The organism is Serratia marcescens, assembly GCF_006715005.1.
GTDB lineage: Bacteria > Pseudomonadota > Gammaproteobacteria > Enterobacterales > Enterobacteriaceae > Serratia > Serratia montpellierensis.
Genome location: NZ_VFMJ01000001.1, coordinates 3784291 through 3810122 on the forward strand (window position 1 = coordinate 3784291; position 25832 = coordinate 3810122).

The following is a 25832-nucleotide window of genomic DNA, read 5'->3' on the forward strand; positions in this document are numbered from 1 at the left end:
GTGAAACGGCTTCGCCGCAGTTTATCCGGCGCCGCTGGGCCGATTCTCGACCGCGGCCAACGGCTTGCGTCCGCTGCGGCAAAACATTGGCGAATTTTCTCGCGAAACACTGTATTCCCAAGAGGGAAGCTGGTAAAATCCTGCGCCATCACAACGTAGCGAGTGCCGCCTGTACAAACGGCGCTTATTTGCACAAATCCATTGACAAACGAAGGCTAAAAGGGCATATTCCTCGGCCTTTGAATTGTCCTCAATAGAATATATTTGGGAGTTGGACCTTGGCTAATATCAAATCAGCTAAGAAACGCGCCGTACAGTCTGAGAAACGCCGCAAGCATAACGCAAGCCGTCGCTCAATGGTGCGTACCTTCATCAAGAAGGTAGACGCAGCTATCGCAGCTGGCGACAAAGAAGCAGCACAAAATGCATTCCTGGTAATGCAGCCACTGGTGGACCGTCAGGCAGCTAAAGGCCTGATCCACAAAAACAAAGCAGCGCGTCATAAGTCAAACCTGACTGCACGCATCAACGCAATGCAATAAGCATTTCGTTATCTGCTTGATAAAAAAACCGGCTCAGGCCGGTTTTTTTACGTCCTGCGTTCAGTGAACCGCTAGCAGGAAAACAGCGCCGAGAAGTCTTTGTTGCACACGCGCTGCACCGCCGGATGCTGGATCATGCGCTCGGCGAAGATGATGTAATACTCCTCCTGCACGCTGTCGATGCGCCCAATCTCCACCACGTTGTCATCGTTATAGGTATCCTGTGCATACAGCGTCGGCGCCACAAAGATCGCGTTGTGGTACATGCCGAAGGCCTTCATCAGCGCCGCATCGTCGAACTCGCCCAGAATCTCGACCTGGATGCCCTGCGTATTGAACCAGTTGAGCAGTTTGCGCCCCAGCATCGAACGGCGGCCGGGGATCAGCAGCTTGCGCTGTTCCAGGCAGGCCGGGAACGGCAGCTCCGGCGCCGGCTGGCGGCAGAAGAAGCTGATGCCACACTCGCCCAGCTTCAGTGAAAACAGCCCTTCCTGCTGGCTGGAGTCTACCGGGCAATCCGACAGGATCATATCCAGCTTGTGCTGGCTGAGCTGCTCCAGCAGCATCTCGTGCGTCGATTCAAAACAGCGCAGGTGGATCTGTTCGTTGTCCACCACCACCGCCGCTTCCAACACCTGGCTGACCAGGCGCTTCGACAGCGCGTCCGCCACGCCGACGTCGAACAGCAGGTTCGACTCTTTGCGGTAGTTGACGATATCCAGCATTTCCTGGCTGAGCATAAACATCTTGTCGGCGTAGCGGAACACCAGCTGCCCCAGCTCCGAAGGCACCAACCCGCGCCCCTGGCGTTTGAACAGCTTGCCGTCCAACCGCTCTTCCAGCGCTTTGATCTGGCCGGTGATGGTCTGCGGCGTCAAAAACAACGCTTCGGCGGCGCCGACCACGGAACCGGCCTTGCAGACCTGCCAGAAATAGTAAAGGTGATTAAAGTTGATATGCGACATCCTCACGAGCAGCTCTCCTTAACAACGTTTCGCAGCGGCAAACGGTGTGCCGTGACGAGCGACAAACTTCCTTTCCCTGCTTCAGACAACGTGTAGCCCCATTAGTCCCAACGAAGAACGGCCGAAGCTGCACATATTTTATACCGCACAGCTCCGACCAGCCATTTTATTGTGTGCCCTTATCGGGCACACGCAGGATTAACGCACCCGCGGCAACGCCAGACGCAGCAATCCATATCCTGTCACCGCCGCCGCGGTGGAGCCCAGCAGGATCCCCAGGCGAGAATAGGTGCTGAGCGCCGCATCCGCATCGCCGAACGCCAGCGAGGCGATGAAAATCGACATGGTGAAACCAATACCACACAGCACCGAAACGGCAAACACCTGTTTGAAACCGATCCCCTCGGGCAAACGGGCGATGCCCATTTTCACCGCCAGCAGGCTGAAGAGGAAAATCCCCAGCGGCTTGCCGATAAACAGCCCGGCCGCAATCCCTACCGGTAACAGCGACGTCAACCCTTCCAGCGACACGCCTTGCAAAGAGACCCCGGCGTTGGCAAACGCGAACAGCGGCAGGATCATAAACGCGACCCAAGGGTGCAACTCATGCTCCAGCGTTTCCGACGGCGATGGCCCTTTCTTGACGTTCAGCGGGATCATAAAGCCGACGATCACCCCGGCCAGCGTCGCGTGCACCCCGGACTTGAGTATCGCTACCCACAGTACCAGCCCGACCATCATGTACAGTGAGGTTTTACCCACCCCACGCCAGTTCATCACCGCCAGCAGCACCGTCGCCGCCGCCGCCACGCCCAGCGCCACCATCGACACTTCGTGGGTGTAGAACAGCGCGATGATGATAATCACGCCCAGGTCATCGATGATCGCCAACGCCAGCAGGAACACTTTCAGGCTGGTCGGCACGCGGTTGCCCAGCAGCGCCATTACGCCCAGCGCGAAGGCGATATCGGTCGCGGCCGGGATCGCCCAGCCCTGGCGGGTGACTTCATCCGCGCCGTTGAACAGCAGGTAAATCAGCGCCGGCGCCAGCATGCCGCCCAGCGCGGCGATCGCCGGAAACACCGCCTTGTCGCGCCCGGACAGCGAGCCTTGCATCAGCTCGCGCTTGACCTCGAGCCCCACCACCAGGAAGAAGATGGCCATCAGGCCGTCGTTGATCCACAGCAGCAGCGGCTTGGCGATTTCCAGCGAAGCAATTTTTACCATCACCGGCAGGTTGAGGAATGCCTGATAGATCCCCTGCGCCGGGGTGTTGGCCATGATCAGGGCGACGATCGCCGCCGCGATCAGAATGATGCCGCCCGCGGCTTCCTGACGTAAAAATTGACGAATGATGTTGGTCACAATACGTCTCTCCAAATCTGTGCAGGGCGTAGCGCCCTGCGAACCACAGTCATGAAGTGAGTATAGAGGGCGTTTTAGTTCGAAAAAATAAGTTTATAAATGCTAAATAACTCGAAAAAACCGATTAAAAGCACGAATAAGTCACATTATTGATAGGGAATTAGGGGTGCAGCATGCAAATAAAAACCCCGGAGCAGACGCCCGGGGTTCTAATATAACCTATAATAAACAGCAGGTTAACGAGTCAGGTCGTCAAAGAACTTTTTCACCCCGTCGAAGAAGCTCTTCGAGCGCGGGCTGTTCTTGTCACCGGACGGGCCGCCCAGGCTCTCTTCCAGCTCACGCAGCAGCTGCTTCTGCTTGTCGTTCAGATTGACCGGGGTTTCCACCACTACGCGACACAGCAGGTCGCCCTGGCTACCGCCACGCACCGATTTCACGCCCTTGCCGCGCATGCGGAACAGCTTGCCGGTTTGGGTCTCCGAAGGCACCTTCAGTTTCACCCGGCCGTCCAGCGTCGGCACTTCAATCTCGCCGCCCAGCGCCGCCATGGCGAAGTTGATCGGCACTTCACAGTACAGGTTGTTGCCTTCACGCTCGAAGATCGGGTGTGCCTTCACCTGCACCTGAACGTACAGATCGCCCGCCGGTGCACCGTGCTCGCCGGCTTCGCCTTCACCCGCCAGGCGGATGCGGTCGCCGGTATCCACGCCGGCCGGAATTTTCACCGACAGCGTTTTGGATTTCTCTACCCGGCCGTGGCCGTGGCACTTGTTGCACGGATCTTTGATGATCTGACCGCGGCCATGGCAGTGCGGACACGCCTGCTGCACGGTGAAGAAGCCCTGACGCATCTGCACCTGGCCCTGACCGTGACAGGTTGGACAGGTTACCGGCGAACTGCCTGGCTTGGCGCCGCTGCCGTGGCAGACGTCGCACTCTTCCAGCGTCGGGATGCGGATCTCTTTGGTGACGCCACGTACCGCTTCCTCGAGGGTCAGCTCCATGTTATAGCGCAGATCGGAACCGCGGCTGGCGCGCTGACGGCGGCCTCCGCCGAAGATGTCGCCAAACACATCGCCAAAGATATCGCTGAAGTCGGCGCCGCCGCCAAAGCCACCGCCGCCCATGCCGCCTTGCTCAAAGGCCGCGTGGCCATACTGGTCATAGGCCGCGCGTTTCTGGTCGTCGGTCAGGACTTCGTAAGCTTCTTTAACTTCTTTAAACTTGGTTTCGGCGTCTTGTTCCTGGTTGCGGTCAGGATGGTATTTCATCGCCAGGCGTTTGTACGCCTTTTTGATCTCACGTTCATCCGCCGTCTTGCTGACGCCGAGAATCTCGTAATAGTCTTTCTTCGCCATTCTTTCGCTTACCCTTAACATGCGTGCACGGGCGCAGAGTTGCCTCGACGCCCGTGCTGGTTTCCGGGAGCGGCATCGCGGCCGCCCCGTGCCCGCTTAAGGGCGATTATTTTTTGTCTTTAACTTCTTCGAACTCAGCGTCAACCACGTCGTCATCTTTCTGCGCCGCGTTGTCCGCGCCGGCGTCAGCACCCTGCTGAGCCTGCTGCGCCTGGGCCATTTCCAGCAGTTTGCCGGAAACCTGCACCAGTGCCTGAGTCTTCGCTTCGATCTCGGCTTTGTCTTCGCCTTTCGCCGCCGCTTCCAGATCTTTCAGCGCCGCTTCGATCGCCGTCTTATCTTCCGCCGGCAGTTTGTCGCCCGCTTCTTCCAGCTGCTTACGCGTGCCGTGGATCAGGTGATCCGCCTGGTTACGCGTCTGTACCAGCTCTTCGAACTTGCGGTCAGCTTCAGCGTTCAGCTCGGCGTCGCGCACCATTTTCTGGATCTCGTCTTCGTTCAGGCCAGAAGATGCCTTGATGGTGATCTTCTGCTCACGACCGGTGTTCTTGTCTTTGGCAGACACGTGCAGGATGCCGTCGGCATCGATATCGAAGGTCACTTCGATCTGCGCCATGCCGCGCGGTGCCGCCTGGATGCCGTCCAGGTTGAACTGGCCCAGAGATTTGTTATCGCTGGCGCGCTTACGCTCACCCTGCAGCACGTGGATGGTTACCGCAGACTGGTTGTCTTCAGCGGTAGAGAACACCTGGCTGTGCTTGGTCGGGATCGTGGTGTTTTTGGTGATCAGCGGCGTCATCACGCTGCCCATGGTTTCGATACCCAGCGACAGCGGGGTCACGTCCAGCAGCAGAACGTCCTTCACATCACCGGCCAACACGCCGCCCTGTACCGCAGCGCCCACGGCAACCGCTTCGTCCGGGTTCACGTCTTTACGCGGTTCTTTGCCGAAGAAGTCTGCAACTTTCTTCTGCACCATTGGCATACGGGTCTGGCCGCCCACCAGGATCACGTCCTGAATATCGGAAACCGACAGGCCTGCGTCTTTCAGCGCCACTTTCAGCGGCTCGATGGAACGCGCAACCAGATCTTCAACCAGCGACTCGAGTTTGGCGCGAGTCACTTTGATGTTCATGTGTTTTGGACCGGTCGCGTCTGCCGTGATGTACGGCAGGTTAACGTCGGTCTGCTGAGCGGAAGACAGTTCAATCTTCGCTTTCTCAGCGGCTTCTTTCAGACGCTGCATCGCCAGCGGATCGTTGCGCAGATCGATGCCCTGATCTTTCTTGAACTCTTCCACCAGGTAGTTGATCAGACGGCTGTCAAAGTCTTCGCCACCCAGGTGGGTGTCACCGTTGGTCGCCAGCACTTCGAAGGTTTTTTCGCCGTCAACGTCGTCGATTTCGATGATGGAGATATCGAAAGTACCGCCGCCCAGGTCATAAACCGCGATGGTGCGGTTGCCGACTTCTTTGTCCAGGCCATAGGCCAGGGCCGCAGCGGTTGGTTCGTTGATGATGCGTTTGACTTCCAGACCCGCGATGCGGCCGGCGTCTTTGGTCGCCTGACGCTGGGCGTCGTTGAAGTAGGCCGGTACGGTGATAACCGCTTCAGTTACCGGTTCGCCCAGGTAATCTTCCGCCGTTTTCTTCATTTTTTTCAGCACTTCCGCAGAGATCTGCGGCGGAGCCATTTTCTGGCCTTTCACTTCCAGCCAGGCGTCGCCGTTGTCGGCTTCGACGATTTTGTACGGCATGATCGCTTTGTCGCGCTGCGCTTCATCATCCTGGAAGCGGCGGCCGATCAGGCGCTTGATGGCGAACAGGGTGTTTTCAGGGTTGGTCACTGCCTGACGCTTAGCCGGCTGGCCAACCAGAGTTTCACCGTCCTGGGTATATGCGATAATAGAAGGAGTGGTGCGGTCGCCCTCGGCGTTTTCCAGCACGCGTGCCTTGGCACCATCCATAATTGCTACGCAAGAGTTGGTAGTACCCAGGTCGATACCAATAATTTTGCCCATCTAAACGTCTCCACTAAAAAATTCATAATCAGTCAGGTTGCTAACCTATATGCGGGCGATTTTTTGCTTTTCAACTGCCCGATATCTCAGTGCGACCCGCGGTTAGCAACTGCGGTTGCAAATAAGATGGGGCCATCCAACTCGGCATCAAGGGGCAAGGCGAAAAAAATTTCTTTTTTTATCGTCATTCAGATCATTGTTTCCGGCTGCGGGGATCATTATGATGCGCGCGCTCTGATGGAAAACTTCGATTTTTTGGCCATTCAGACCATTTATTATTTTACTTCGCTGTTTCCGTTAATTTTCTGTTATCGCAGAGGACTTATGCACACCAACAAGTTGGCGAATCCCGGCCCTCTCGGCCTGATGGGCTTCGGGATGACCACCGTCTTGCTGAACCTGCACAACGCGGGCTTTTTCCCACTGAACTCCGCCATCATCAGCATGGGGATTTTCTTCGGTGGCCTGGCCCAGATCCTGGCCGGTCTGCTGGAATACAAGAAGGGCAACACCTTCGGCATGACCGCGTTCACCGCCTACGGCAGCTTCTGGCTGAGCCTGGTCGGCCTGCTGCTGCTACCGCGTCTGGGCCTGGCTGAAGCCACCGAGGCGCACGTGCTGGGCATCTACCTGGCGCTGTGGGGCGTCTTCACCCTGTTCATGTTCTTCGGCACCCTGGCCGCCAACCGCGTGCTGCAGTTCGTGTTCGCCAGCCTGACGCTGCTGTTCGCCCTGCTGGCCGCCGGCAACATCACCGGCAATCACGCGCTGCTGACCTTCGCCGGTTATGAGGGCATCATCTGCGGCGCCAGCGCCATTTACCTGGCGATGGCCGAAGTGCTCAACGAGCAATACGGCCGCACCGTGCTGCCGATTGGCGAGCCGGCTCCGGCCCGCGTCGCGGCCTCGCCGGTCACGGCGTAATCGCCCTTCCCTGATGAAAAAGCCCTGCAGTGCAGGGCTTTTTTTTAGCTGTAGGAATCGGCTCGCCGCTCCCCGGCTTCGCTGTTCAGATCGCGATGCAGGTAGACACCGAGCAACAGCCCGATGAGCGACAGCGCCAGCACATAGTAAGCGGGCGCTAACGGGGTCAATTTCATGATCAGCGTCACAAAAATAGGGGTTAAACCGCCAAAAATAGCGTACGAGACGTTATATGAGAACGAGATGCCGGTAAACCGCACTTCCGCCGGGAACGCCCGCACCATCACGTACGGTACGGCCCCCACCACGCCTACGCTGAACCCCACCAGCGCATAGCAGGCGAACAACATTTCCGGGCGCACGCCCACCGTCTGATAGAACAGCCAGCTGCAGCCGGCCAGCAGCACACTGCCGACCACCAGCGTTTTGCTGGCGCCGAAGCGATCGGCCGATAAGCCGGCGACGATGCAGCCGGCGATCAGCATGATGGTGGCGATGCTGTTGGCCTGCAGCGTCAAGGCCGGCGCAATGCCGAACTGCTTTTGCAGATAGGTCGGGGTCATCAGGATCACCACCACGATACCGGCGGAGAGCAGCCAGGTCAGCAGCATCGATACCGCCACTTCCCGCTTGTGGTTGAGCACCACCGACTTCAGCGGCAGCTCCTCGGCCAGCGTTTTACGCGCCTGCATCTCGATAAAGATCGGCGTTTCCTGCAGCCAGCGTCGCAGGTACATCGCCACCAGGCCGAACATGCCGCCCAACAGGAAAGGAATGCGCCAGCCGCCGCCGGCAATGCTCTGCGGGCTGAGCGTGGTATTGATCACCGTCGCCACCAGCGAGCCCAACAGGATGCCCACCGTCAGCCCGGCGGTCAGCGTGCCGCAGGCGAAACCGATACGTCGACGCGGCACGTGTTCGGCGACGAAGACCCAGGCGCCCGGCACCTCACCGCCGATCGCCGCTCCCTGCAGCACGCGCATCAGCAGCAGCAACAGCGGCGCGGCGATGCCAATGCTGGCGTAGGTCGGCAGCAGGCCCATCGCCAGCGTCGGCAACGCCATCAGCAGAATGCTCAGGGTAAACATCTTCTTGCGGCCGACCAGATCGCCGAAGTGCGCCATCACGATGCCGCCCAGCGGGCGGGCCAGATAGCCGGCGGCGAAAATGCCGAAGGTTTGCACCAGCCGCAGCCACTCCGGCATATCCGCCGGGAAGAACAGATCGCCGACCACGGCGGCGAAGAACACGAAGATGATGAAGTCGTAAAACTCCAGCGCACCGCCCAACGCGGCCAACGTCAGCGTTTTGTAGTCTTGCCGGTTCAGCCGGCGATTAGTGTCGTGAGGCATAGGGCACCGTCGGTAAAGGCTGTAAAAATAAAAGCCGCAGGCTTTCTGTAAAAGAATCCTTACTATAACGGCAAATTATTTTCACACCAGACGGGCTGAGGCCGATCTCGCAGAATGCTGAAATTTAGAGGTTTATCTCGCGACGCGCGCTCTTTGGCCGAAATGCTGCTACCACTGCGGCGTGCGTTTCGACATAGGGCCCATCGAGCAGTTGAATGCAATAAGGCACGCTGGCAAAGATACCGTGCACCACCGCCTTGCCCTGCTCATCCTTTACCCCTTCCAGCGTTTCCTTGATCGACTTCGGCTGGCCGGGCAGGTTGATGATCAGCGCCTGTTTGCGGATCGCGCCCACCTGGCGAGAAAGAATTGCCGTTGGCACATAGTGTAGGCTGATCTGACGCATTTGCTCGCCGAAGCCGGGCATCACGCGATCGGCGATCGCCAGCGTGGCGTCGGGGGTGACGTCGCGGCGCGCAGGCCCGGTGCCGCCGGTGGTCAGCACCAGATGGCAGCCCATTTCGTCCACCAGCTCGCACAGCGTTTGTTCAATTTGCGTCTGCTCATCGGGGATCAGCCGGGTTTCCAGCTTGAACGGCGTCGCCAGCGCGCCGCTCAGCCACTCTTCCAGCGCCGGAATGCCTTTATCCTGGTAAACGCCGCCGGAAGCGCGGTCGGAAACGGAAACCAAACCAATACGTAAAATATCCATGCGTAACCTCTACAGCCTGATGGGGTTCGAACGGGTTCGTCTCCCGTTCTGTTGTCATTGCCGAGAGTATAAGGGCTTCCCCCGCCGACGGGAGCGCCGGGCATAAAAAAAGGTGGCCTGAGCCACCTTTTTACTGCGCGATCTGCGGGAATTACAGCAGGTCGGCGATCATTTTTTCCAGTTTACCCTGGTCTACGGCGAACTTGCGGATGCCGTCGGTCAGTTTTTCAACCGCCATCGGATCCTGGTTGTGCTGCCAGTAGAACTCAGGTTCGGTCAGTGCGGCAGGACGCGCCTTCACTTCACCGGTGTAAGACAGTTTGCGCTCCAGCGCGCCTTCGCTCTCCGCCAGCTCTTTCAGCAGCGCAGGGGCGATGGTCAGGCGGTCACAGCCGGCCAGTTCGATGATTTCGCCGACGTTACGGAAGCTGGCGCCCATCACCACGGTGTTGTAACCGTGCTGTTTGTAGTACTGGTAAATTTCGGTCACGGAGATCACGCCCGGATCTTCGTGCGGGGCGAACTCTTTCTTGTCGCCGTTGGCTTTGTACCAGTCGAGGATACGGCCAACGAACGGCGAGATCAGGTAAACGCCGGCTTCGGCACAGGCGCGAGCCTGAGCGAAGGAGAACAGCAGCGTCAGGTTACAGTTGATGCCTTCTTTCTCCAGCTGCTCCGCCGCGCGGATGCCCTGCCAGGTCGAGGCCAGTTTGATCAGGATGCGATCGTTGCTGATGCCGGCTTCGTTGTACAGTTTGATCAGGCGCTTGGCCTTGGCCACGCTGGCGACGGTGTCGTAAGACAGACGCGCATCCACCTCGGTGGAGATGCGGCCCGGAACCAGTTTGAGGATTTCCAGACCGATGTTGACCGCCAGCTTGTCGGCGGCGTCAGCGATCTGCTGCTCGCGATCGCTGCTCTGGCCGCGCGCCCAGGCGATGGCTTCGTCAATCAGTTTGCGGTATTCAGGAATTTGGGCTGCATTGAGGATCAGCGAAGGGTTGGTTGTAGCGTCCTGCGGTTGATACAGCTTCATTGCCGCGATATCACCCGTATCTGCAACCACCGTGGTCAGCTGGCGCAGGGAAGTTAATTTGTCGGTCATGTTGGCATTATCTCATCGTTTGTGCATGAACTTTTGGCATTGTTCAACCATGCCCTACCCTGATAATAACATGCGCCAAGCCCGGTGCAAGGCTGGAAAACCGCGGCGCGCAAGCATCTGTTTTATCCTTGGGCGAGCAACCGTTTACGCCGATATCTTTCGCCATAACCGAACGGATGGAAAGGCAATAACGTGCTATTGTCCGAATAAATTATGTTAAATTCGAAAAAATTGATGCAATTCGTCCGCTAATCTGCGAAAAATCTTAATCGACTGACGCCGGACCGATTCCAGCTAAGCTCTTGTAAAAATAGGCCAATGTTTTTCACCTGCGGTGGATGCTGCAAGGTGCGCATTAAATTTCGATAAAAGGAGGGATCCCTTGACGGACCTGATGAACTTTATAAACAACATTTTGTGGGGGTCGGTGCTGATTTATCTGCTGCTCGGCACCGGCATCTACTTCACGTTGCGCACCCGTTTTATCCAGCTCCGCCACTTCAGCCACATGTTCTCGGTGTTGAAAAACAGCAATAAAAGCGACAGCGCCGGCATCTCCTCTTTCCAGGCGCTGTGCACTACGCTGGCGGCGCGCGTCGGCACCGGCAACCTGACCGGCGTCGCCATCGCCCTGACCGCCGGCGGCCCCGGCGCCATCTTCTGGATGTGGGTGGTGGCGTTTATCGGCATGGCCACCTCCTTTGTGGAAAGCTCGCTGGCTCAGCTCTACAAAACCAAAGACGATAACGGCAACTACCGCGGCGGCCCGGCCTACTACATGGAAAAGGGCCTCGGCATGCGCTGGATGGGCGTGCTGTTCTCCATCTTCCTGATCATCGCGTTCGGCCTGGTATTCAACGCCGTGCAGGCCAACTCCATCGCCCAGGCCTCCGCCGTCGCCTTCCATTTGCAGCCGCTGCACGTCGGCATCGGCCTGGTGTTGCTGAGCGGCGTGGTGATCTTCGGCGGCATCCGTTCCATCGCCAAAGTGGCCGAGCTGGTGGTACCGCTGATGGCGGGCGCCTACTTGCTGCTGGCTCTCTGGGTGATTGGCCATAACATCGAACATATGCCGGCGATCCTGGCGCTGATTTTCAAAAGCGCCTTCGGCCTGCAGGAAGCCGCGGCCGGTGCCGTCGGTTACGGCATCTCCCAGGCGATGACCCAGGGCGTGCAGCGTGGCCTGTTCTCCAACGAAGCCGGCATGGGCTCGGCGCCCAACGCGGCGGCGTCCGCCTCGCCTTATCCGCCCCATCCGGCTTCGCAAGGCTATGTGCAAATGCTCGGGGTGTTTATCGATACCATCGTCATCTGCAGCGCCACTGCGGCGATCATCCTCTCTTCCGGCATACTCGATCAGCCGACCGACAGCATCAGCGGCATCGATCTGACGCAGCGCGCGCTGTCGACCGCCGTCGGCAGCTGGGGGGCACCGTTCGTCGCCATCGCCATCTTCTTCTTCGCCTTCACCTCGATCATCGCCAACTATGCCTATGCCGAGAGCAACCTGGTGTTCCTCGAGCACAACCACCCGGGCGGCCTGCTGATTTTCCGCTGCGTGGCGCTGGGCATGGTGATGTTCGGCGCGCTGGCGGAGCTGCCGCTGGTGTGGAAAATGGCAGATACCTCCATGGCCCTGATGGCGATCACCAACCTGACGGCGATCCTGCTGCTGTCGCGGGTGGCGCTGAAACTGGCCGACGACTACCATCGCCAACGCCGCCTGGGCAAGCTGCCAACCTTCGACGCCACCCGTTATCCGGAGCTGAAGTCGCAGCTGGAGCCGGGCGTGTGGGACGACCAAAAGCCGCCGCGCTGAGTTTTCCGGGGCGCCTGCGATACGCGCCCCGGCCTATTGGACCGATTGCCCCTTTTTCCCGCGCTTTTTGCTACAGTATCCGAACTTGGATAAACAGGATCTGGCCATGCTCGTTATTATTTCCCCTGCAAAAACTCTCGATTACGAAAGCCCGCTGGCGACAGAACGCTTCACGCAGCCCGAACTGCTGGACAAGTCGAAACAGCTGATCAAAATTTGCCGCGAGCTGACGCCGGCGCAAATCGCCAGCCTGATGAGCATCAGCGACAAGCTGGCCGGGCTGAACGCCGCGCGCTTTAGCGAGTGGCAGCCGAAATTTACCCCGGACAATGCCCGTCAGGCGCTGCTGGCGTTCAAGGGAGACGTTTACACCGGCCTGCAGGCGCAGGATTTCAACGAAGCCGATTTCGACTTCGCCCAGCAGCATCTGCGCATGCTGTCCGGCCTGTATGGCGTGCTGCGCCCGCTCGATCTGATGATGCCGTACCGGCTGGAGATGGGCATCAAGCTGGAAAACCCGAAAGGCAAAGACCTGTACAGCTTCTGGGGCGATAAAATCACCCAGAAGCTCAACGAAGCGCTGGAGCAGCAGGGCGACGACGTGGTGGTCAATCTGGCGTCCGACGAGTATTTCAAGGCGGTGAAGCCGGCCAAACTGCACGGCGCGCTGATCAAACCGGTGTTCCTCGACGAGAAGAACGGCAAGTACAAGGTCATCAGCTTCTACGCCAAGAAAGCGCGCGGGTTGATGAGCCGCTTTATCATCAAAAATCGCCTGACGCGCAGCGAACAGCTGGTGGACTTCAACCTGGAAGGCTACGCCTTCGACGAAGCCGCCTCGCAGGGTAATGAACTGGTGTTCAAACGCCCGGAGCAGGCATAAAAAAAGCCGTCGCAAGACGGCTTTTCGCATTCTAGCCTGCTGAACTTCAGGCCGGCAGTCCCATCAGGAACTTGCGCAGCTCGCCGAAGCCGGCCGGGAGCGTGTGCGACAGCAGCGGCAGATCGGCCCGCAGCGCCAGCGCTTTCGGCAACGGCAGTTCCTGGCCGAGGATCGCTTCTACGCTCTCTTTAAACTTGGCCGGATGCGCGGTACCGAGGAACAGGCCAAACTCTCCGTCCTGCAGCTGATCGCGCAGCGCGCGATAGGCAATGGCCGCATGCGGTTCTGAGATATAGCCCAGCTCGGCCAGTTCACGCATCGTTTCCCTGGTGGTCTCATCGCTGACCGCCGCGTGACCCAGCTCTTTCAGCTGCCAGACCTTACGACGGAACAGCTCTTCCACGCGCGGCCAGTTGTTTGGCTGGCTGACGTCCATAGCGTTGGACAGCGTCGCGACCGTGGCGTGCGGCTGCCACTGGCCGTTGGTCAGGAAGCGCGGCACGGTGTCGTTGGCGTTGGTGGCGGCGATGAAGCGCTTCACCGGCAACCCCAGCGACTTGGCCAGCAGCCCGGCGGTCAGATCGCCGAAGTTGCCGCTCGGCACCGAAATGACCAGCTGATTGCGCGCTTCCTGCGGCAGCTGCGCCACCGCTTCGAAGTAGTAACAGATCTGCGCCAGCAAGCGGCTGATGTTGATCGAGTTGGCCGAGTTCAGGTGCAGCGCATCTTTCAACTCCTGATCGTCGAACGCCTGCTTCACCAGCGCCTGACAGGCGTCGAAGTCGCCGTCGATCGCCACGGTGTGAATGTTGCCGCCCAAGGTACAGAACAGTTTCTCTTGCAACGGGCTGATTTTGCCCTGCGGGTAGAGGATCACCACCCGGACGTTTTTCAGGCCGTAGAAGGCGTGCGCCACGGCGGCGCCGGTGTCACCGGAGGTGGCGGTCAAAATGGTCACCGGCTGATCGCCGGCCACTTCCGCCAGCATCTGCGCCATAAAGCGGCCGCCGAAGTCTTTGAACGCCAGCGTCGGGCCGTGGAACAGCTCCAGGCAGGAGACGTCTTCCGTCACTTTCGCCACCGGCGCCGGGAACTCAAAGGCGGCCTGCACGCGTTTCTTCAGCGCCGCTTCCGGCACCTCTTCGCCGATAAAGGCCGACAGAATGCGGCTGCTGCGGGTGACAAAGTCCTGCTCCAGCAGCTGGTCGATCTCGGTCAGTTCGAACTCCGGCAGCTCCAGCGGGAAGAACAGCCCCTGCTGCTTGCCCAGGCCTTGTTTGATCGCCTGCGCGAAGCTGACCTGCTCGTTGTGATCCTTAAGGTTGTACAGTTTCATGCGTTATCCCAGTAGTCGAGCGCCTGCGGTATCCAGACGGCAAATATGAACAAAACCTTCGTCGTTTTGCAGATAGTGTTGTTGCAGCCAGGCGGCCATGCGTTGCGCGGTGGCGCCGTCGTTGCAGACGGCGAACAGCGTCGGGCCGGAACCGGAGATGCCGCAGGCCAGCGCGCCGATCTCCTGCGCCGCCTTGCGCGCTTCGGCGAAGCCCGGCAGCAGACGGGTGCGGTACGGTTCGGCGATCACGTCCTGCATCAATTTGGCGGCCAGCTGCGGCTGCCGGGTGTGGCAGGCATGGATAAAGCCGGCCAGATAGCGGCCGTGGCTGATGCAATCCTGACGACGGTATTGGGCGGGTAAAATGGCGCGCGCTTCGGCGGTAGAGACCTTGATACCCGGATAGGCCATGACCCACAGCCAATCGTCGAAGCACGGCACCTCCTGGCTGATGATGCCTTCTTCTTCCAGCATCAACTGCAGGCCGCCCAAATAGCATGGCGCCACGTTGTCGTAATGCACGCTGCCGGAAATGCGCCCTTCCAGCTCGCCCATCAGGCCGAGCAGCGTCATCTTATCCAGCGGGCGATCGCAAAATTCGTTCATCGCCATCAGCCCGGCCACCACCGAACAGGCGCTGGAACCCAGCCCCGAACCGATCGGCATGTTCTTTTCCAACCGCATCGCCACCGGCACTTCGCGGCCGATCTCCTGGCAGAAGCGCTCCCAGCATTGATAAACGATGTTCTCTTTCGGCTCGGCCGGCAGCTTGCTGACGAAGCGCCCGGCATTTTGCAAACTGAACGTCTCGGCGGCTTCGACGCTGACGCAGTCGCCCAGCAGCGTGCCGTCGATCGGCGAAACCGCCGCGCCCAGTACATCGAAACCGACGCTGACGTTACCGATCGAGGCCGGTGCATACACCTTAACCATATTAAACTCCCAACTTCCATGACAGTGTGCGCAGCAGATCGGCGAACACACCCGCTGCGGTCACATCGTTACCGGCGCCGTAGCCGCGCAGCACCAGCGGCAGCGGCTGATAGTAGCGGCTGTAGAAGGCCAGCGCGTTCTCGCCGTTCTTCACTTTATACAACGGATCGTTGCCGTCCACCGCCTCGATGCGCACCTTGCAGCGCCCTTCGTCGATCAGGCCGACATAGCGCAGCACCTTGCCTTGTTCGGCGGCGTTGGCCACGTTGCGCGCGAATTCTTTATCCAGCTCCGGCAGCCGCGCCAGGAACGGCTCCACGTCGCCCGACGCGTCGAAGGACGGCGGCAGCACCGGCTCGACCTCGATATCGCTCAGCTCCAGTTTATAACCGGCCTCGCGCGCCAGGATCAGCAGCTTGCGCGCCACGTCCATACCGGACAGATCGTCGCGCGGATCCGGCTCGGTGTAGCCGTTGGCCCGGGCCTGCAGGGTCGCCGCCGACAGCGACAGCCCTTCGTCCAGCTTGCCGAAGATAAAGGACAGCGACCCGGACAGGATGCCGGAGAAGCGCACCAGCTCATCGCCGGCGTTCAGCAGGTTTTGCAGGTTCTCAATCACCGGCAGACCGGCGCCAACGTTGGTGTCATAGAGGAACTTGCGGTGCGAACCGGCAGCGGCCGCGCGCAGTTGCTGATAATAGTTCATCGACGAGGTGTTGGCCTTTTTGTTCGGCGTCACCACGTGGAAACCGTCCGCCAGGAAGTCCACGTATTGATCGGCCACCGCCTGGCTGGAGGTACAGTCGACGATCACCGGGTTCAGCAGGTGATACTCCTTCACCAGCCGGATCAGGCGGCCGAGATTGAACGGCTCCTGCGCGCCGGCCAGCTCGTCGCGCCAGCTGTCCAGCGCGATGCCGTGCACGTTGGTCAGCATCACGCGCGAGTTGGCGATGCCGCACACCCGCAGGTCGATATGTTTTTGCTTCAGCCACGGCTGCTGGCGGTAGACTTGCTCGATCAGCGCCCCGCCGACACCGCCGACGCCGATGACGAACACTTCGATCACCTGATCGGTGTTGAACAGCATCTGGTGGCTGACGCGCACGCCGGTGGTGGCGGAATCATTGCTGACCACCACCGAAATTGAACGCTCGGAAGAGCCCTGGGCGATAGCGACGATATTGATGTTGGCGCGCGCCAGCGCGGAGAAGAAGCGCGCGGAGATGCCACGCAGGGTCCGCATGCCGTCACCGACCACCGAGATAATCGCCAGGCGTTCCATGACGTCCAGCGGATCCAGCACGCCGTCTTTCAACTCCAGATAGAACTCCTCCTCCAGCGCACGGCGGGCGCGCTGCAGTTCGCCCTGCGGCACGCAGAAGCTGATGCTGTATTCAGAAGAGGACTGGGTGATCAACACCACCGAAATGCCGGCGCGCGACATCACGGCGAACACCCGCGCGGCCATGCCGACCATGCCTTTCATGCCCGGGCCGGAGACGTTGATCATCGCCATGTTGTTCAGGTTGGTGATGCCTTTCACCGGCATCGCGTCATCGGTGCTGTCTTTGCCGATCAGCGTGCCGGGGGCCTGCGGGTTGGAGGTGTTTTTAATCAGGCAAGGGATTTGGAACTGGGCAATCGGCGTGATGGTGCGAGGGTGCAGCACTTTGGCGCCGAAATAGGAGAGTTCCATCGCCTCCTGGTACGACATCGATTTCAGCAGCCTGGCGTCCGGCACGGTGCGCGGATCGCAGGTATACACGCCGTCGACGTCGGTCCAGATCTCGCAACAGTCGGCGCGCAGGCAGGCGGCCAGCACGGCGGCGGAATAGTCGGAGCCGTTACGGCCCAACACCACCAGCTCGCCCTTGTCGTTACCGGCGGTGAAACCGGCCATCAGCACGATGTGGTCGGCCGGGATCGCCGCTGCGGCGATGCGCAGCGTGGACTCGGCGATGTCCACGGTGGACTCCAGGTAGTGACCCTGCGCCAGCAGTTTCTCCACCGGGTTGATCACCGTGACCGGGTAGCCCTTGGCGCGGAATACCCCTTCCATGATGGCGATGGAGAGCTTTTCGCCGCGGCAGATGATCGCCGCGTTCACGCTGTCCGGGCACTGCCCCAGCAGCGAGACGCCGTGCAGCACCTGCTTGAGCTGCGCGAATTCCTGATCGACGACGCCCTTCAGGCGATCGTACTCAAAGCCCGGCAGCGCCTGCGCCAGGCCGCTCAGCAGATCGGCAAAGATCCGCTCGGCGTCGCTGATATTCGGCAGAATGTCCTGGCCCGCCACCGTTTTGTCGATCATCGCCACCAGATGGTTGGTGATCTTTGCGGGGGCGGACAAGACCGTGGCTACCTGTCCCTGACGCGCGTTACTCTCCATGATGTCGGCGACGCGCAGAAAACGTTCTGCATTCGCCACCGAGGTTCCGCCAAATTTCAGCACTCGCATGTGTGATCTCTCCGAATTTAAGCCGAAAAAAAAGCCCGCACTGATTAGGTGCGGGCTTTTTTCTGTGTTTCCTGTGCGCGTCAGCCCGCCCCGTTACCTGTGGTATCGGTGGTGGTAATAATTGTGGTAGTCAGGCTGATATTGCGCATGTTGTCTGTCTGTCTCATGAAATACTCTGTCCCCTCTATTGGTTAAAGCAATCGCTATCCCAAGTCAAACGATTTCTTTTTTTTGCTTATTTTCCGTTCAGCGGCGGTAATGCGCGATGCAACAGGTGAAAAGCAAAACAACAGAACAAAAAAACAAATTAAAGCCTACTTACCAGTTGATTACGCTGGGTAACTGCTTGATGAAGCCGCTATCACTTGGCGAGTTTTTTTTCGATGTCGTGCAGCAACGTATGCAACATCGCCGTATCTCGCTGTTGCAACGCCCCGAGGCGCTGGTGCAGCCAGTCGCGCAATTTTTGGTCATCGCCGACATCCAAGGTGTCCAACAAGGCATCGGCGCGGTGGCGCAGCGCTCTGAGCTGCCCTTCAGAGGCCGCCGTTTCCTGCGGCGTGCTGACGCCCATCAAGCTCGCCAACTGGTAGCAGTAAACCATGACCGCCTGGCCCAGGTTAAGCGACGGATAGTCCGCCTGCATCGGCACCCCTGTCAGCAAATCCGCCAGCGCCAGCTCTTCGTTGGTCAGGCCGGAATCCTCGCGACCGAACACCAGCGCAGTCTGACCGACCCATTGCCGGCGCTCGCTCAACTGCTCCAGCAGCTCAGGCGGCGTGCAGTAGTAGTGAAAGCGCGCGCGGCTGCGGGCGGTGGTAGCAACGGTGAAGTCGACATCCGCCAACGCCTGCTCCAGCGTGGAGAACGTTTGCACGCCGTCGAGGATCTCGCCGGCCCCGTGCGCGACCCAACGCGCAGCCGGCTGCAGGTGCGCCTCGCTGTCGACGATGCGCAGCGACGTGAAGCCCATGGTTTTCATCGCGCGCGCCGCCGCGCCGACATTTTCCGGCCGCGCCGGAGCCACTAAAACAATATGAAGCTGCATCACTCTTCCACCGAATGCGGGTCTGCGTTTTTGACGGTGACGCAGCGCCCGCTTATATTTACAATTGCGCAACAATAAACGCGTTAATAGCAACAAACAAGATTAAACGGCTCGTTGAGCTAATAAACCCGTCGTAATAGTCATTATTCCTGCTTATGTTTTACTGCATTTATTTATCAATGAGTTAAAACAACGCCATGATCAATAAGCGAATAATTGTATCCTATCGGGCCGGATAATGCTGAATCGTTCACAGAATTTGACGTTCTGTGACTTAAACTGGCATTTCTGTAAGTGTTTTTCACAAATCTGTTAACGTGCTACAATTGAATTTGATATATGTCAACAAAGCGTAGTTTTGTTGGGTGATGAATTCGGCACGCGCTGTTATATTGCTGTTAATGGGGTTAGGATATGCGCCAATTTGGCCCCCCAGGGGTTGTAGGGAACAGCATCCCCACCAGGCTAGCGATCTTGTTGACATGAGATGGAAAGTGCATCAAGAACGAGTTTACGTACTTTAGTCATTTGCTGAGAGGGAACGTGGCGCTATCTCTGCCCTCCTCTAAGAAAACAGAGACTTCTGTACTTCCGATTTTCTATTTTGTTGGCAATTTTAGGTAGCAAATATGCAGACCCCGCACATTCTGATTGTCGAAGACGAGTTAGTCACTCGTAACACCCTGAAGAGCATTTTCGAGGCGGAAGGCTACATTGTTCATGAAGCCAATGATGGTGCAGAGATGCACAATATCCTGTCTGAAAATGATATCAATCTGGTCATCATGGACATCAACCTGCCAGGCAAAAACGGCCTGCTGTTGGCGCGCGAACTGCGCGAACAGGCCAGCGTCGCCTTGATGTTCCTGACCGGTCGCGATAACGAAGTGGATAAAATCCTCGGCCTGGAAATCGGCGCCGACGATTACATCACCAAACCGTTCAACCCGCGTGAGCTGACCATCCGCGCACGCAACCTGCTGTCGCGTACCATGAACCTGGGCAGCCTCGGCGAAGAGCGCCGTCTGGTCGAGAGCTACAAGTTCAACGGTTGGGAGCTGGACATCAACAGCCGCTCGCTGATCAGCCCGGCCGGCGAACAATACAAGCTGCCGCGCAGCGAATTCCGCGCCATGCTGCACTTCTGCGAAAACCCGGGCAAGATCCAGTCCCGCGGCGAACTGCTGAAGAAAATGACCGGCCGCGAACTGAAGCCGCACGATCGTACCGTGGACGTCACCATCCGTCGCATTCGCAAACACTTCGAATCGACGCCGGACACGCCGGAAATCATCGCCACCATTCACGGCGAAGGCTACCGCTTCTGCGGCGATCTGGAAGAGTAATTCCGGCCTGCCGTCATGAAAACGGGGTTCAGCATGCTGAACCCCGTTTTTTTTATTTCGCCTCGGCCCACGGCATGATCGGCACCGCGCTCAGCGCATTCTTCGGTGAGCCGTCGATCACCTTGTCAGAGTAGCTCAGGTAAATCAGCGAATTGCGCTTGGCGTCGTAGAAGCGCACCACCTGCAGCTTCTTGAACACCAGCGAGGTGCGTTTCTGGAACACCACATCGCCTTCCGCCTTGCCGTTTTTGATCTTGTCGCTCAGCTCGATAGGCCCCACCTGTTGGCAGGAAATGGCCGCGTCGGCGGTGTCTTCCGCCAGCCCCAGGCCGCCTTTGATGCCGCCGGTTTTGGCGCGGCTGATATAACAAGTTACATTTTTAACATCCGGATCGTCGAACGCCTCCACCACGATTTTGTGGTCCGGCCCCAACAATTTAAACACAGTATCAACGGAGCCCACCTGCTCCGCCTGCGCGCTGCCAACGCTTGCGCAAACCAAACCGAATAAAAATATCCAGCCTTTTTTCATTTACTTAACTCCGATGTAACCTTGCCGCAAAAATAGGTTCGGCGATCGCCATTATTTATGTCTAAGCTCACGGAATCGGTTTTTACGGGTCCGCACCGACCGTTTTAGCACAGAGCGTGACAAAAATCTTTGAGAGTCGCGGAGTAAAAAAATTGCTATGATGCGGCGTCGTTATTTCTTTGCGCCCACTACGGTGTACCCCAATCCAACTCTGGCGCGGCATGCGCAGCAGAGGCAAAGAGTGCAACGCATAATGGCTCATGGATCGGTCTGATAGCGCAGCACCAGCGTGACAAATCAACAGTTCGGGTTCCTACCCCAAGCTTTACGAGGAAGATCTATGGATCAAGCCGGTATCATTCGTGATCTGCTTAGCTGGCTGGAAAGCCATTTGGACCAACCCTTGTCGCTGGATAACGTAGCGGCCAAGGCTGGCTACTCCAAATGGCATCTGCAACGGATGTTCAAAGATATTACCGGTAACGCCATCGGTGCTTACATCCGGGCAAGGAGACTGTCCAAAGCCGCCGTCGCGCTGCGCCTGACCGGCCGGCCGATTTTGGATATCGCCCTGCAATATCGCTTCGACTCGCAGCAGACCTTCACCCGCGCCTTCAAGAAACAGTTTGCGCAAACGCCGGCGCTATACCGCCGCGCCGAAGACTGGAACGCGTTCGGCATCTGTCCGCCGATCCGTCTGGGGGCCTTCACCCTGCCGCAGCCGGAATTCGTCTCGTTGCCGGATAAGCCTCTGGTCGGCCTGACCCAAAGCTACTCTTGTACGCTGGAACAGATCACCACCGTGCGCACCGAACTGCGCTCGCAGTTCTGGCGCCAGTTCCTCGGTGACGTCGATACCCTGCCACCGGTGCTATACGGGCTGCACCACTCGCGCCCGAGCCAGGAGAAGGACGACGAACAGGAAGTGCTGTACACCACGGCGCTGGAGCCGGATCAGGTGCCTGACAAGGTGCAGGAAGGCCAGCCACTGGTGTTGCCGGGCGGCGAATTTGCGATGTTCAGCTACGAAGGGCCCACCGAGGGGCTGCAAGACTTCATCCTGACGGTGTATGGCACCTGCCTGCCGGCGCTCCAGCTGACGCGTCGCAAGGGGCACGACATCGAGCGTTTCTATCCGAAAGGCGAGCGCCGTCCGCATCAGGCGCCTATCGAGATCAAGTGCGATTACCTGATCCCGATTCGGCGTTAACGCTGCAGTTCGTCCAACGCGGGCATGTCCAGGTGCGTGACATCGCCCGCCGTTTCCACGATCCAGCCGGAAGCCAGCCACGGGCTCTGCTGGTGATCGACGCGCGACAATGAGCAGTTGCGCAAGCGCAGGCGGCGTTCCGCATAGGCCGGTAGCCCAAGCACCGTACTGATCAAACACCCCAACGCGATGCCATGGCTGACGAGCAGCGGTTTACTGCCTTCAGGCAGCATCAGGCAGCTCTCCAGCGCGGCGCGCATGCGCTCGCCCAGCTCCTCCATGGATTCGCCTTGAGGGATACGGCCGTCAGGAGTACCATCGACCATCTGTTTGCGCCACTGCTCTTCCTGCGGCGTTAAACTGTCGATCAGGCGTTCTTCCAGAACCCCCATGTGCAGCTCACGCAAACGCGGATCGCAAATCACTTCGCAGCCACAGGCTTCGGCGATGATCTGCGCGGTGCGGCGTGTGCGCCCCAGGTCGCTGGTAATGATATGCGTAATGCCTTCTTTGCTGACGCGCCTGGCGACCAGACGGGCCTGGTGTTCACCCATGGCGGTTAACGGGCTGTCGGACTGACCCTGGATGCGGCGAGCCGCGTTCCATTCCGTTTCGCCATGGCGAACGAGGTATACCTGTAACATTTTTGTTTTCCGTTATACTGCGTGAAATTTGCGTTTATCCCCGGCCCGGCGGCGCCTTCGCCGCTGCCCGGCGTATCGGCCAGAAGGATATCAAACCCGTTATGTACCATGTTGTCGCTGCAACTACCAACCCGGCAAAGATCAAGGCTATTCAACTGGCCTTCGACGACGTCTTCGGCGCGGGCCAATATCGTATTGAACCCGTCGACGTCGCCAGCGGCGTCTCGCTACAGCCGATAGGCAATCACGAAACGCGCACCGGCGCGCGTCAACGCGTGATGGAAGCTCGCCAGGTCAGGCCCGAAGCCGATTTTTGGGTCGGCGTGGAAGCCGGGATTGAAGAGAATATGACCTTCGCCTGGATGACCATCGAGAACCCATCCATCCGCGGTGAATCCCGCTCGGCGAGCCTGATGCTGCCGGAAGTCATCTTACAAGGTATTCGCGACGGCCGCGAATTGGGCAGCGAAATGGCGGCAATCACCGGCAATGCCGAGGTGAAGCGTCAGGGCGGTGCCATCGGCGTCTTCACCGACGGCCGGCTGAGCCGCACCAGCGTTTATCATCAGGCGCTGCTGCTGGCACTGGTGCCGTTCCACAACGCCATCTATCAGCAATAACCCGAGCCTGTTAGGGCGCGTCGTGCAGCAACTGCTGCTCAAGCCACTGTTTCAGCGCGGGTGACGCCGCTTTCAGGCTGTTCGAGCCGCGGGTGATGGTGGCGATCCCCGCGCCCAATTCATTTTTCAGCTCGCGCTGGCTCATCTCGCCGCGCATCAATTCCTGAATGATCCGCACCCGAGTGCCCAGCGCGGTGCGTTCGTCCGGCGTCAGCATCAGTTGCAACAGGGGTTGATGCAACTCTTGCGCAAACGAATTCTGCAGCAGCGCGACGAAGCGCAGCCAATCCTCATTGCCTTGTTCTGAAAGAGCGGGGTCGTTTAACGATAATTGCGTCATGGCAGCCACCATACTATTTAACTAGTACAGCAGCATACCATAGGGCCGTCAAAATCAATAACGTCTCTGCCACTCGGCGTCGGTCAGCACCTTGGCCGGCCGGTGCGTCAGATAACGGTAAAACGCATCATAAGCCAGCACGTTCTTCACGTAGCCGCGAGTTTCCGAAAACGGAATGCTTTCGATGAACGCCACCGGATCGATCCGCCCCGCGCTGTTGCCCAGCCAGGTATTCACCCGCGACGGGCCGGCGTTATAAGCGGCGCTCGACAGAATGCGGTTGCGCCCGAACTGCTGATAGACCGACTCCAGATAGCTGGTGCCGATGGTGATGTTGGTCTGCGGATCGAACAGCTGGCTCGGGCCGACATAGCCGGGAATGTTGAACATCTGCACCGTATGCTGCGCAGTGCGCGGCATCACCTGCATCAGGCCGGAAGCGCCAACCGGCGACTGCGCCTTCGGATTCCAGGCGCTCTCCTGACGCGCTATCGCCATCGCATAGCTGCTGGTGATCCCCTTGTCATCGGTGGCGCGGCGGAACTCCTGTGGCCAGGCGACCGGGAAGCGTTCCTCCAGATGATCCCACAGCTTGCCGACGATGGTCGCCTGCACGCTCAGATCGGCCCATTTTTGCTCAAAGGCGTAACGCGCCAGCGCCTCTTGTTCCGGCTGGCTGCGGCTGGCGACGTAGGAGCCCCACTCGCTGCGGGCCAGGTTGTCCATATTCCAGTACATCAGCTCGCGTACCCGGGCCACTTCCGGCCCGTCGGTCAGCGACGCGCGCGGCTTGGCCGCCACCGCCACCATCACCGGGTAGGTGGCGTTCAGCTTCTGCGCCGCCACCATCGGGTAGAAGCCACGCTCGGTCATCAGGTTGCGCAACATCTCCTCGCCTTCGGCGCGTTTGCCCTCGTCCATCAGCTGGCTGGCGCGCCAATAGCGCCACTCATCCTTGTTGCGCGACGCTTCCGGCAGGCGCGCCAGCCAGGTCGCCACACCCTGCCGATCGCCGTTGCCCAGCGCCATGCGCACCCGGCGCTCCAGCAGCGACGGCGAACGACTGCGCAGAATCACCTGATCGCGCCACTGGGCCTGTTCAAGGGTGGCATCGCTGCCCATCAGGCGCCAGGCCACCGTCTCTTCCAGCCCCAGCCGCTCGTCGTCGCTCATTTTCTGCAGCCGCGCAAGCGTCGGGATCATCGCCCGCGCGTTTTCCACATCCTGCCGCGCCAGGCGCTCAAAGGCGATGCCGGTGGCGGCGCGGGTAAAGTCGGTCGGCCCCACGCTGCGGGCGAAGGCTTCCACGGTGGTCGGATCGTTTTGCAAACGCACCAGTGCGTTGCCCATGGTCTGGTAGTCGGCCGGCAGCTGGCTGTAAAGGTTGCTGACCAGCGAGCTGTTGCCCTCTTTCAGCGCCAGCTTCATGCGCGCCAGAATATCCAGCGGCGTCTGCTTGCCTGCGCCGCGCCAGACGCTGAACAGCCGATCGCAGGCACCCGGCAGCGTTTTGCCGTTCAGCCACAGCTCGTCAGCGCCGCTCCAGGCCGCCTGCTGATCGCCGGTGGCCCACTTGGCATAGTAATAGTTGCAGCGCGCCGCCACCGGTTTGGGCGGCTGCGGGCTGAAGGCCAGCAGGGTGCGCCAGTCCTCGCGACGCGCCAACTCATTGACGAAGCGCGGCGCCAGTGATTTCGCCGGCGGCAGCGTCGGGTTGCGTTTGATAAAGTCGTTCACCTCGGAGAACCCCGCCTGACTCAGATCCTGAGTCAGCTCGCGGTATTCCAGGTAAGGATAAAGCGGATAATCGCGCAGTGTCGGCATCAGCTGCGCCACCACGTCCATCTGATTGCCGTCCCACGCCTGTTTGATCTGCTGGTAGCGCTGACGTTGCGCATCCAGAGAATCCGCCAGCGCCGCGCCTGAAAACGCCGTCAGGCACAGCCCCATCGCCAACAGCCGTCGCTTGTCCACCTTGACCATCCTCGCTCTTTCCTCACTGGTTATACCGCAGGAGCCGCCCAGCTCCCCGGTGACCGCCGCGCCACGGCGCCGCGGGACAAAATAATGCCGGGCACACGGCCCGGACGCAGATATCTACCATAGACAGCGCAATCGCTTATCCATTCAATACTGTAGAAGAAGAAGTGTATCGCCATGACCGGAGTCAGGTAAAAAACGTTTACTTTGGCTGACAAATCAGGCCGACGGGATATTTACGGCCACCGGATTTTTATTAGCCGCAGCGGCGTTTATTGGAGAAGTAAAATACCTTTTAATTATTAGCTATCACATTATTTCATTTGATAGAGGG

At 59.2% G+C, this 25832-nt stretch carries 23 protein-coding genes and 1 other annotated feature; of the genes, 7 read left to right on the forward strand and 16 right to left on the reverse strand.

Annotated features, from left to right (window positions below; genetic code table 11):
• Nucleotides 1-278: 278 nt before the first annotated feature.
• Nucleotides 279-542, forward strand: coding sequence for a 30S ribosomal protein S20 (gene rpsT, locus FHU12_RS18410; protein ID WP_004932960.1), 264 nt, complete (start codon nt 279-281; stop codon nt 540-542).
• Nucleotides 543-613: 71 nt separating this feature from the next.
• Here the strand turns inward: rpsT and nhaR are convergent, their stop codons facing one another.
• From nhaR to dnaK, 4 genes are all read right to left on the reverse strand, one after another.
• Nucleotides 614-1513: a transcriptional activator NhaR gene (nhaR, locus tag FHU12_RS18415; RefSeq protein WP_025159627.1), complete on the reverse strand. Its 900-nt coding sequence runs from the start codon at nt 1511-1513 to the stop codon at nt 614-616.
• A gap of 192 nt (nt 1514-1705) precedes the next feature.
• Nucleotides 1706-2872 carry a Na+/H+ antiporter NhaA gene (gene nhaA, locus FHU12_RS18420; protein ID WP_141971026.1) on the reverse strand — a complete coding sequence of 389 codons (1167 nt, stop codon included), beginning with the start codon at nt 2870-2872 and terminating at the stop codon, nt 1706-1708.
• 236 nt (nt 2873-3108) lie between these two features.
• On the reverse strand, nt 3109-4233 hold the full coding sequence (gene dnaJ / locus FHU12_RS18425; RefSeq protein ID WP_004932969.1) for a molecular chaperone DnaJ: 1125 nt from the start codon (nt 4231-4233) through the stop codon (nt 3109-3111).
• A 106-nt stretch (nt 4234-4339) separates the two neighbouring features.
• Complete coding sequence (gene dnaK / locus FHU12_RS18430; RefSeq protein WP_141971027.1) at nt 4340-6253, reverse strand: molecular chaperone DnaK; 1914 nt, start codon at nt 6251-6253, stop codon at nt 4340-4342.
• Between the two features lie 324 nt (nt 6254-6577).
• Here dnaK and satP point away from each other — a divergent pair, with 324 nt between their 5' ends.
• Complete coding sequence (gene satP, locus FHU12_RS18435; RefSeq protein ID WP_141971029.1) at nt 6578-7177, forward strand: acetate uptake transporter; 600 nt, start codon at nt 6578-6580, stop codon at nt 7175-7177.
• 44 nt (nt 7178-7221) lie between these two features.
• On the opposite strand, the gene FHU12_RS18440 is transcribed toward satP, so the two are convergent.
• The 3 genes from FHU12_RS18440 to tal all read right to left on the reverse strand — a co-directional run bounded on the left by FHU12_RS18440 (nt 7222) and on the right by tal (nt 10346).
• On the reverse strand, nt 7222-8529 hold the full coding sequence (locus tag FHU12_RS18440; protein ID WP_141971031.1) for an MFS transporter: 1308 nt from the start codon (nt 8527-8529) through the stop codon (nt 7222-7224).
• A 124-nt stretch (nt 8530-8653) separates the two neighbouring features.
• Nucleotides 8654-9241 carry a molybdopterin adenylyltransferase gene (mog, locus tag FHU12_RS18445; protein ID WP_141971032.1) on the reverse strand — a complete coding sequence of 196 codons (588 nt, stop codon included), beginning with the start codon at nt 9239-9241 and terminating at the stop codon, nt 8654-8656.
• A 151-nt stretch (nt 9242-9392) separates the two neighbouring features.
• Nucleotides 9393-10346, reverse strand: a complete 954-nt coding sequence (gene tal / locus FHU12_RS18450) for a transaldolase (RefSeq protein WP_004932982.1) — start codon at nt 10344-10346, stop codon at nt 9393-9395.
• A gap of 382 nt (nt 10347-10728) precedes the next feature.
• Here tal and FHU12_RS18455 point away from each other — a divergent pair, with 382 nt between their 5' ends.
• Both FHU12_RS18455 and yaaA read left to right on the forward strand, forming a co-directional pair.
• Nucleotides 10729-12165: an alanine/glycine:cation symporter family protein gene (locus tag FHU12_RS18455; protein ID WP_025301518.1), complete on the forward strand. Its 1437-nt coding sequence runs from the start codon at nt 10729-10731 to the stop codon at nt 12163-12165.
• Between the two features lie 106 nt (nt 12166-12271).
• Nucleotides 12272-13048: a peroxide stress protein YaaA gene (gene yaaA, locus FHU12_RS18460; protein WP_060434199.1), complete on the forward strand. Its 777-nt coding sequence runs from the start codon at nt 12272-12274 to the stop codon at nt 13046-13048.
• A 46-nt stretch (nt 13049-13094) separates the two neighbouring features.
• On the opposite strand, the gene thrC is transcribed toward yaaA, so the two are convergent.
• The 5 genes from thrC to FHU12_RS18485 all read right to left on the reverse strand — a co-directional run bounded on the left by thrC (nt 13095) and on the right by FHU12_RS18485 (nt 18826).
• A complete protein-coding gene (thrC, locus tag FHU12_RS18465; protein WP_141971034.1) occupies nt 13095-14384 on the reverse strand; it encodes a threonine synthase in 1290 nt (429 codons plus the stop codon).
• A gap of 3 nt (nt 14385-14387) precedes the next feature.
• Complete coding sequence (gene thrB / locus FHU12_RS18470; protein ID WP_103687289.1) at nt 14388-15317, reverse strand: homoserine kinase; 930 nt, start codon at nt 15315-15317, stop codon at nt 14388-14390.
• 1 nt (nt 15318) lies between these two features.
• Entirely contained in the window at nt 15319-17778 is a 2460-nt protein-coding gene (gene thrA / locus FHU12_RS18475; protein WP_141971035.1) for a bifunctional aspartate kinase/homoserine dehydrogenase I, read from the reverse strand.
• A gap of 24 nt (nt 17779-17802) precedes the next feature.
• Nucleotides 17803-17920: a sequence feature (Thr leader region), on the reverse strand.
• On the reverse strand, nt 17859-17945 hold the full coding sequence (gene thrL, locus FHU12_RS18480; RefSeq protein ID WP_071845095.1) for a thr operon leader peptide: 87 nt from the start codon (nt 17943-17945) through the stop codon (nt 17859-17861). (Overlaps the previous feature by 62 nt.)
• A gap of 194 nt (nt 17946-18139) precedes the next feature.
• Entirely contained in the window at nt 18140-18826 is a 687-nt protein-coding gene (locus FHU12_RS18485) for a tRNA/rRNA methyltransferase (RefSeq protein ID WP_141971037.1), read from the reverse strand.
• Between the two features lie 629 nt (nt 18827-19455).
• Between FHU12_RS18485 and arcA the strand changes: the two genes are divergently transcribed.
• Complete coding sequence (arcA, locus tag FHU12_RS18490; protein ID WP_004933003.1) at nt 19456-20172, forward strand: two-component system response regulator ArcA; 717 nt, start codon at nt 19456-19458, stop codon at nt 20170-20172.
• Between the two features lie 52 nt (nt 20173-20224).
• Here the strand turns inward: arcA and creA are convergent, their stop codons facing one another.
• Nucleotides 20225-20704 (reverse strand): protein CreA, encoded by a 480-nt coding sequence (creA, locus tag FHU12_RS18495; RefSeq protein ID WP_141971039.1) that lies wholly within the window; start codon nt 20702-20704, stop codon nt 20225-20227.
• 340 nt (nt 20705-21044) lie between these two features.
• Here creA and robA point away from each other — a divergent pair, with 340 nt between their 5' ends.
• Complete coding sequence (gene robA, locus FHU12_RS18500) at nt 21045-21914, forward strand: MDR efflux pump AcrAB transcriptional activator RobA (RefSeq protein ID WP_126179571.1); 870 nt, start codon at nt 21045-21047, stop codon at nt 21912-21914.
• Here the strand turns inward: robA and gpmB are convergent.
• Nucleotides 21911-22558: a 2,3-diphosphoglycerate-dependent phosphoglycerate mutase GpmB gene (gpmB, locus tag FHU12_RS18505; protein ID WP_038878534.1), complete on the reverse strand. Its 648-nt coding sequence runs from the start codon at nt 22556-22558 to the stop codon at nt 21911-21913. The two genes, robA and gpmB, sit on opposite strands and share 4 nt — an antisense overlap.
• 101 nt (nt 22559-22659) lie before the next feature.
• Here gpmB and yjjX point away from each other — a divergent pair, with 101 nt between their 5' ends.
• Entirely contained in the window at nt 22660-23178 is a 519-nt protein-coding gene (gene yjjX / locus FHU12_RS18510) for an inosine/xanthosine triphosphatase (protein ID WP_141971041.1), read from the forward strand.
• Between the two features lie 10 nt (nt 23179-23188).
• Here yjjX and trpR read toward each other — a convergent pair whose 3' ends face one another.
• Entirely contained in the window at nt 23189-23518 is a 330-nt protein-coding gene (gene trpR / locus FHU12_RS18515) for a trp operon repressor (protein ID WP_016929152.1), read from the reverse strand.
• Nucleotides 23519-23572: 54 nt separating this feature from the next.
• On the reverse strand, nt 23573-25501 hold the full coding sequence (gene sltY, locus FHU12_RS18520; RefSeq protein ID WP_260440738.1) for a murein transglycosylase: 1929 nt from the start codon (nt 25499-25501) through the stop codon (nt 23573-23575).
• Nucleotides 25502-25832 lie beyond the last annotated feature (331 nt).

Excerpts from the sequence above, each read along its gene's own strand:
- thrL (WP_071845095.1), bottom strand. The coding sequence starts at position 17,945 with ATGAGACAGACAGACAACATGCGCAATATCAGCCTGACTACCACAATT.
- gpmB (WP_038878534.1), bottom strand. The coding sequence starts at position 22,558 with ATGTTACAGGTATACCTCGTTCGCCATGGCGAAACGGAATGGAACGCG.
- creA (WP_141971039.1), bottom strand. The coding sequence starts at position 20,704 with ATGAAAAAAGGCTGGATATTTTTATTCGGTTTGGTTTGCGCAAGCGTT.
- yjjX (WP_141971041.1), top strand. The coding sequence starts at position 22,660 with ATGTACCATGTTGTCGCTGCAACTACCAACCCGGCAAAGATCAAGGCT.
- yaaA (WP_060434199.1), top strand. The coding sequence starts at position 12,272 with ATGCTCGTTATTATTTCCCCTGCAAAAACTCTCGATTACGAAAGCCCG.
- mog (WP_141971032.1), bottom strand. The coding sequence starts at position 9,241 with ATGGATATTTTACGTATTGGTTTGGTTTCCGTTTCCGACCGCGCTTCC.
- dnaK (WP_141971027.1), bottom strand. The coding sequence starts at position 6,253 with ATGGGCAAAATTATTGGTATCGACCTGGGTACTACCAACTCTTGCGTA.
- satP (WP_141971029.1), top strand. The coding sequence starts at position 6,578 with ATGCACACCAACAAGTTGGCGAATCCCGGCCCTCTCGGCCTGATGGGC.
- robA (WP_126179571.1), top strand. The coding sequence starts at position 21,045 with ATGGATCAAGCCGGTATCATTCGTGATCTGCTTAGCTGGCTGGAAAGC.
- tal (WP_004932982.1), bottom strand. The coding sequence starts at position 10,346 with ATGACCGACAAATTAACTTCCCTGCGCCAGCTGACCACGGTGGTTGCA.
- thrC (WP_141971034.1), bottom strand. The coding sequence starts at position 14,384 with ATGAAACTGTACAACCTTAAGGATCACAACGAGCAGGTCAGCTTCGCG.
- trpR (WP_016929152.1), bottom strand. The coding sequence starts at position 23,518 with ATGACGCAATTATCGTTAAACGACCCCGCTCTTTCAGAACAAGGCAAT.
- FHU12_RS18440 (WP_141971031.1), bottom strand. The coding sequence starts at position 8,529 with ATGCCTCACGACACTAATCGCCGGCTGAACCGGCAAGACTACAAAACG.
- arcA (WP_004933003.1), top strand. The coding sequence starts at position 19,456 with ATGCAGACCCCGCACATTCTGATTGTCGAAGACGAGTTAGTCACTCGT.
- thrA (WP_141971035.1), bottom strand. The coding sequence starts at position 17,778 with ATGCGAGTGCTGAAATTTGGCGGAACCTCGGTGGCGAATGCAGAACGT.
- FHU12_RS18485 (WP_141971037.1), bottom strand. The coding sequence starts at position 18,826 with ATGCAGCTTCATATTGTTTTAGTGGCTCCGGCGCGGCCGGAAAATGTC.
- thrB (WP_103687289.1), bottom strand. The coding sequence starts at position 15,317 with ATGGTTAAGGTGTATGCACCGGCCTCGATCGGTAACGTCAGCGTCGGT.
- dnaJ (WP_004932969.1), bottom strand. The coding sequence starts at position 4,233 with ATGGCGAAGAAAGACTATTACGAGATTCTCGGCGTCAGCAAGACGGCG.
- sltY (WP_260440738.1), bottom strand. The coding sequence starts at position 25,501 with ATGGTCAAGGTGGACAAGCGACGGCTGTTGGCGATGGGGCTGTGCCTG.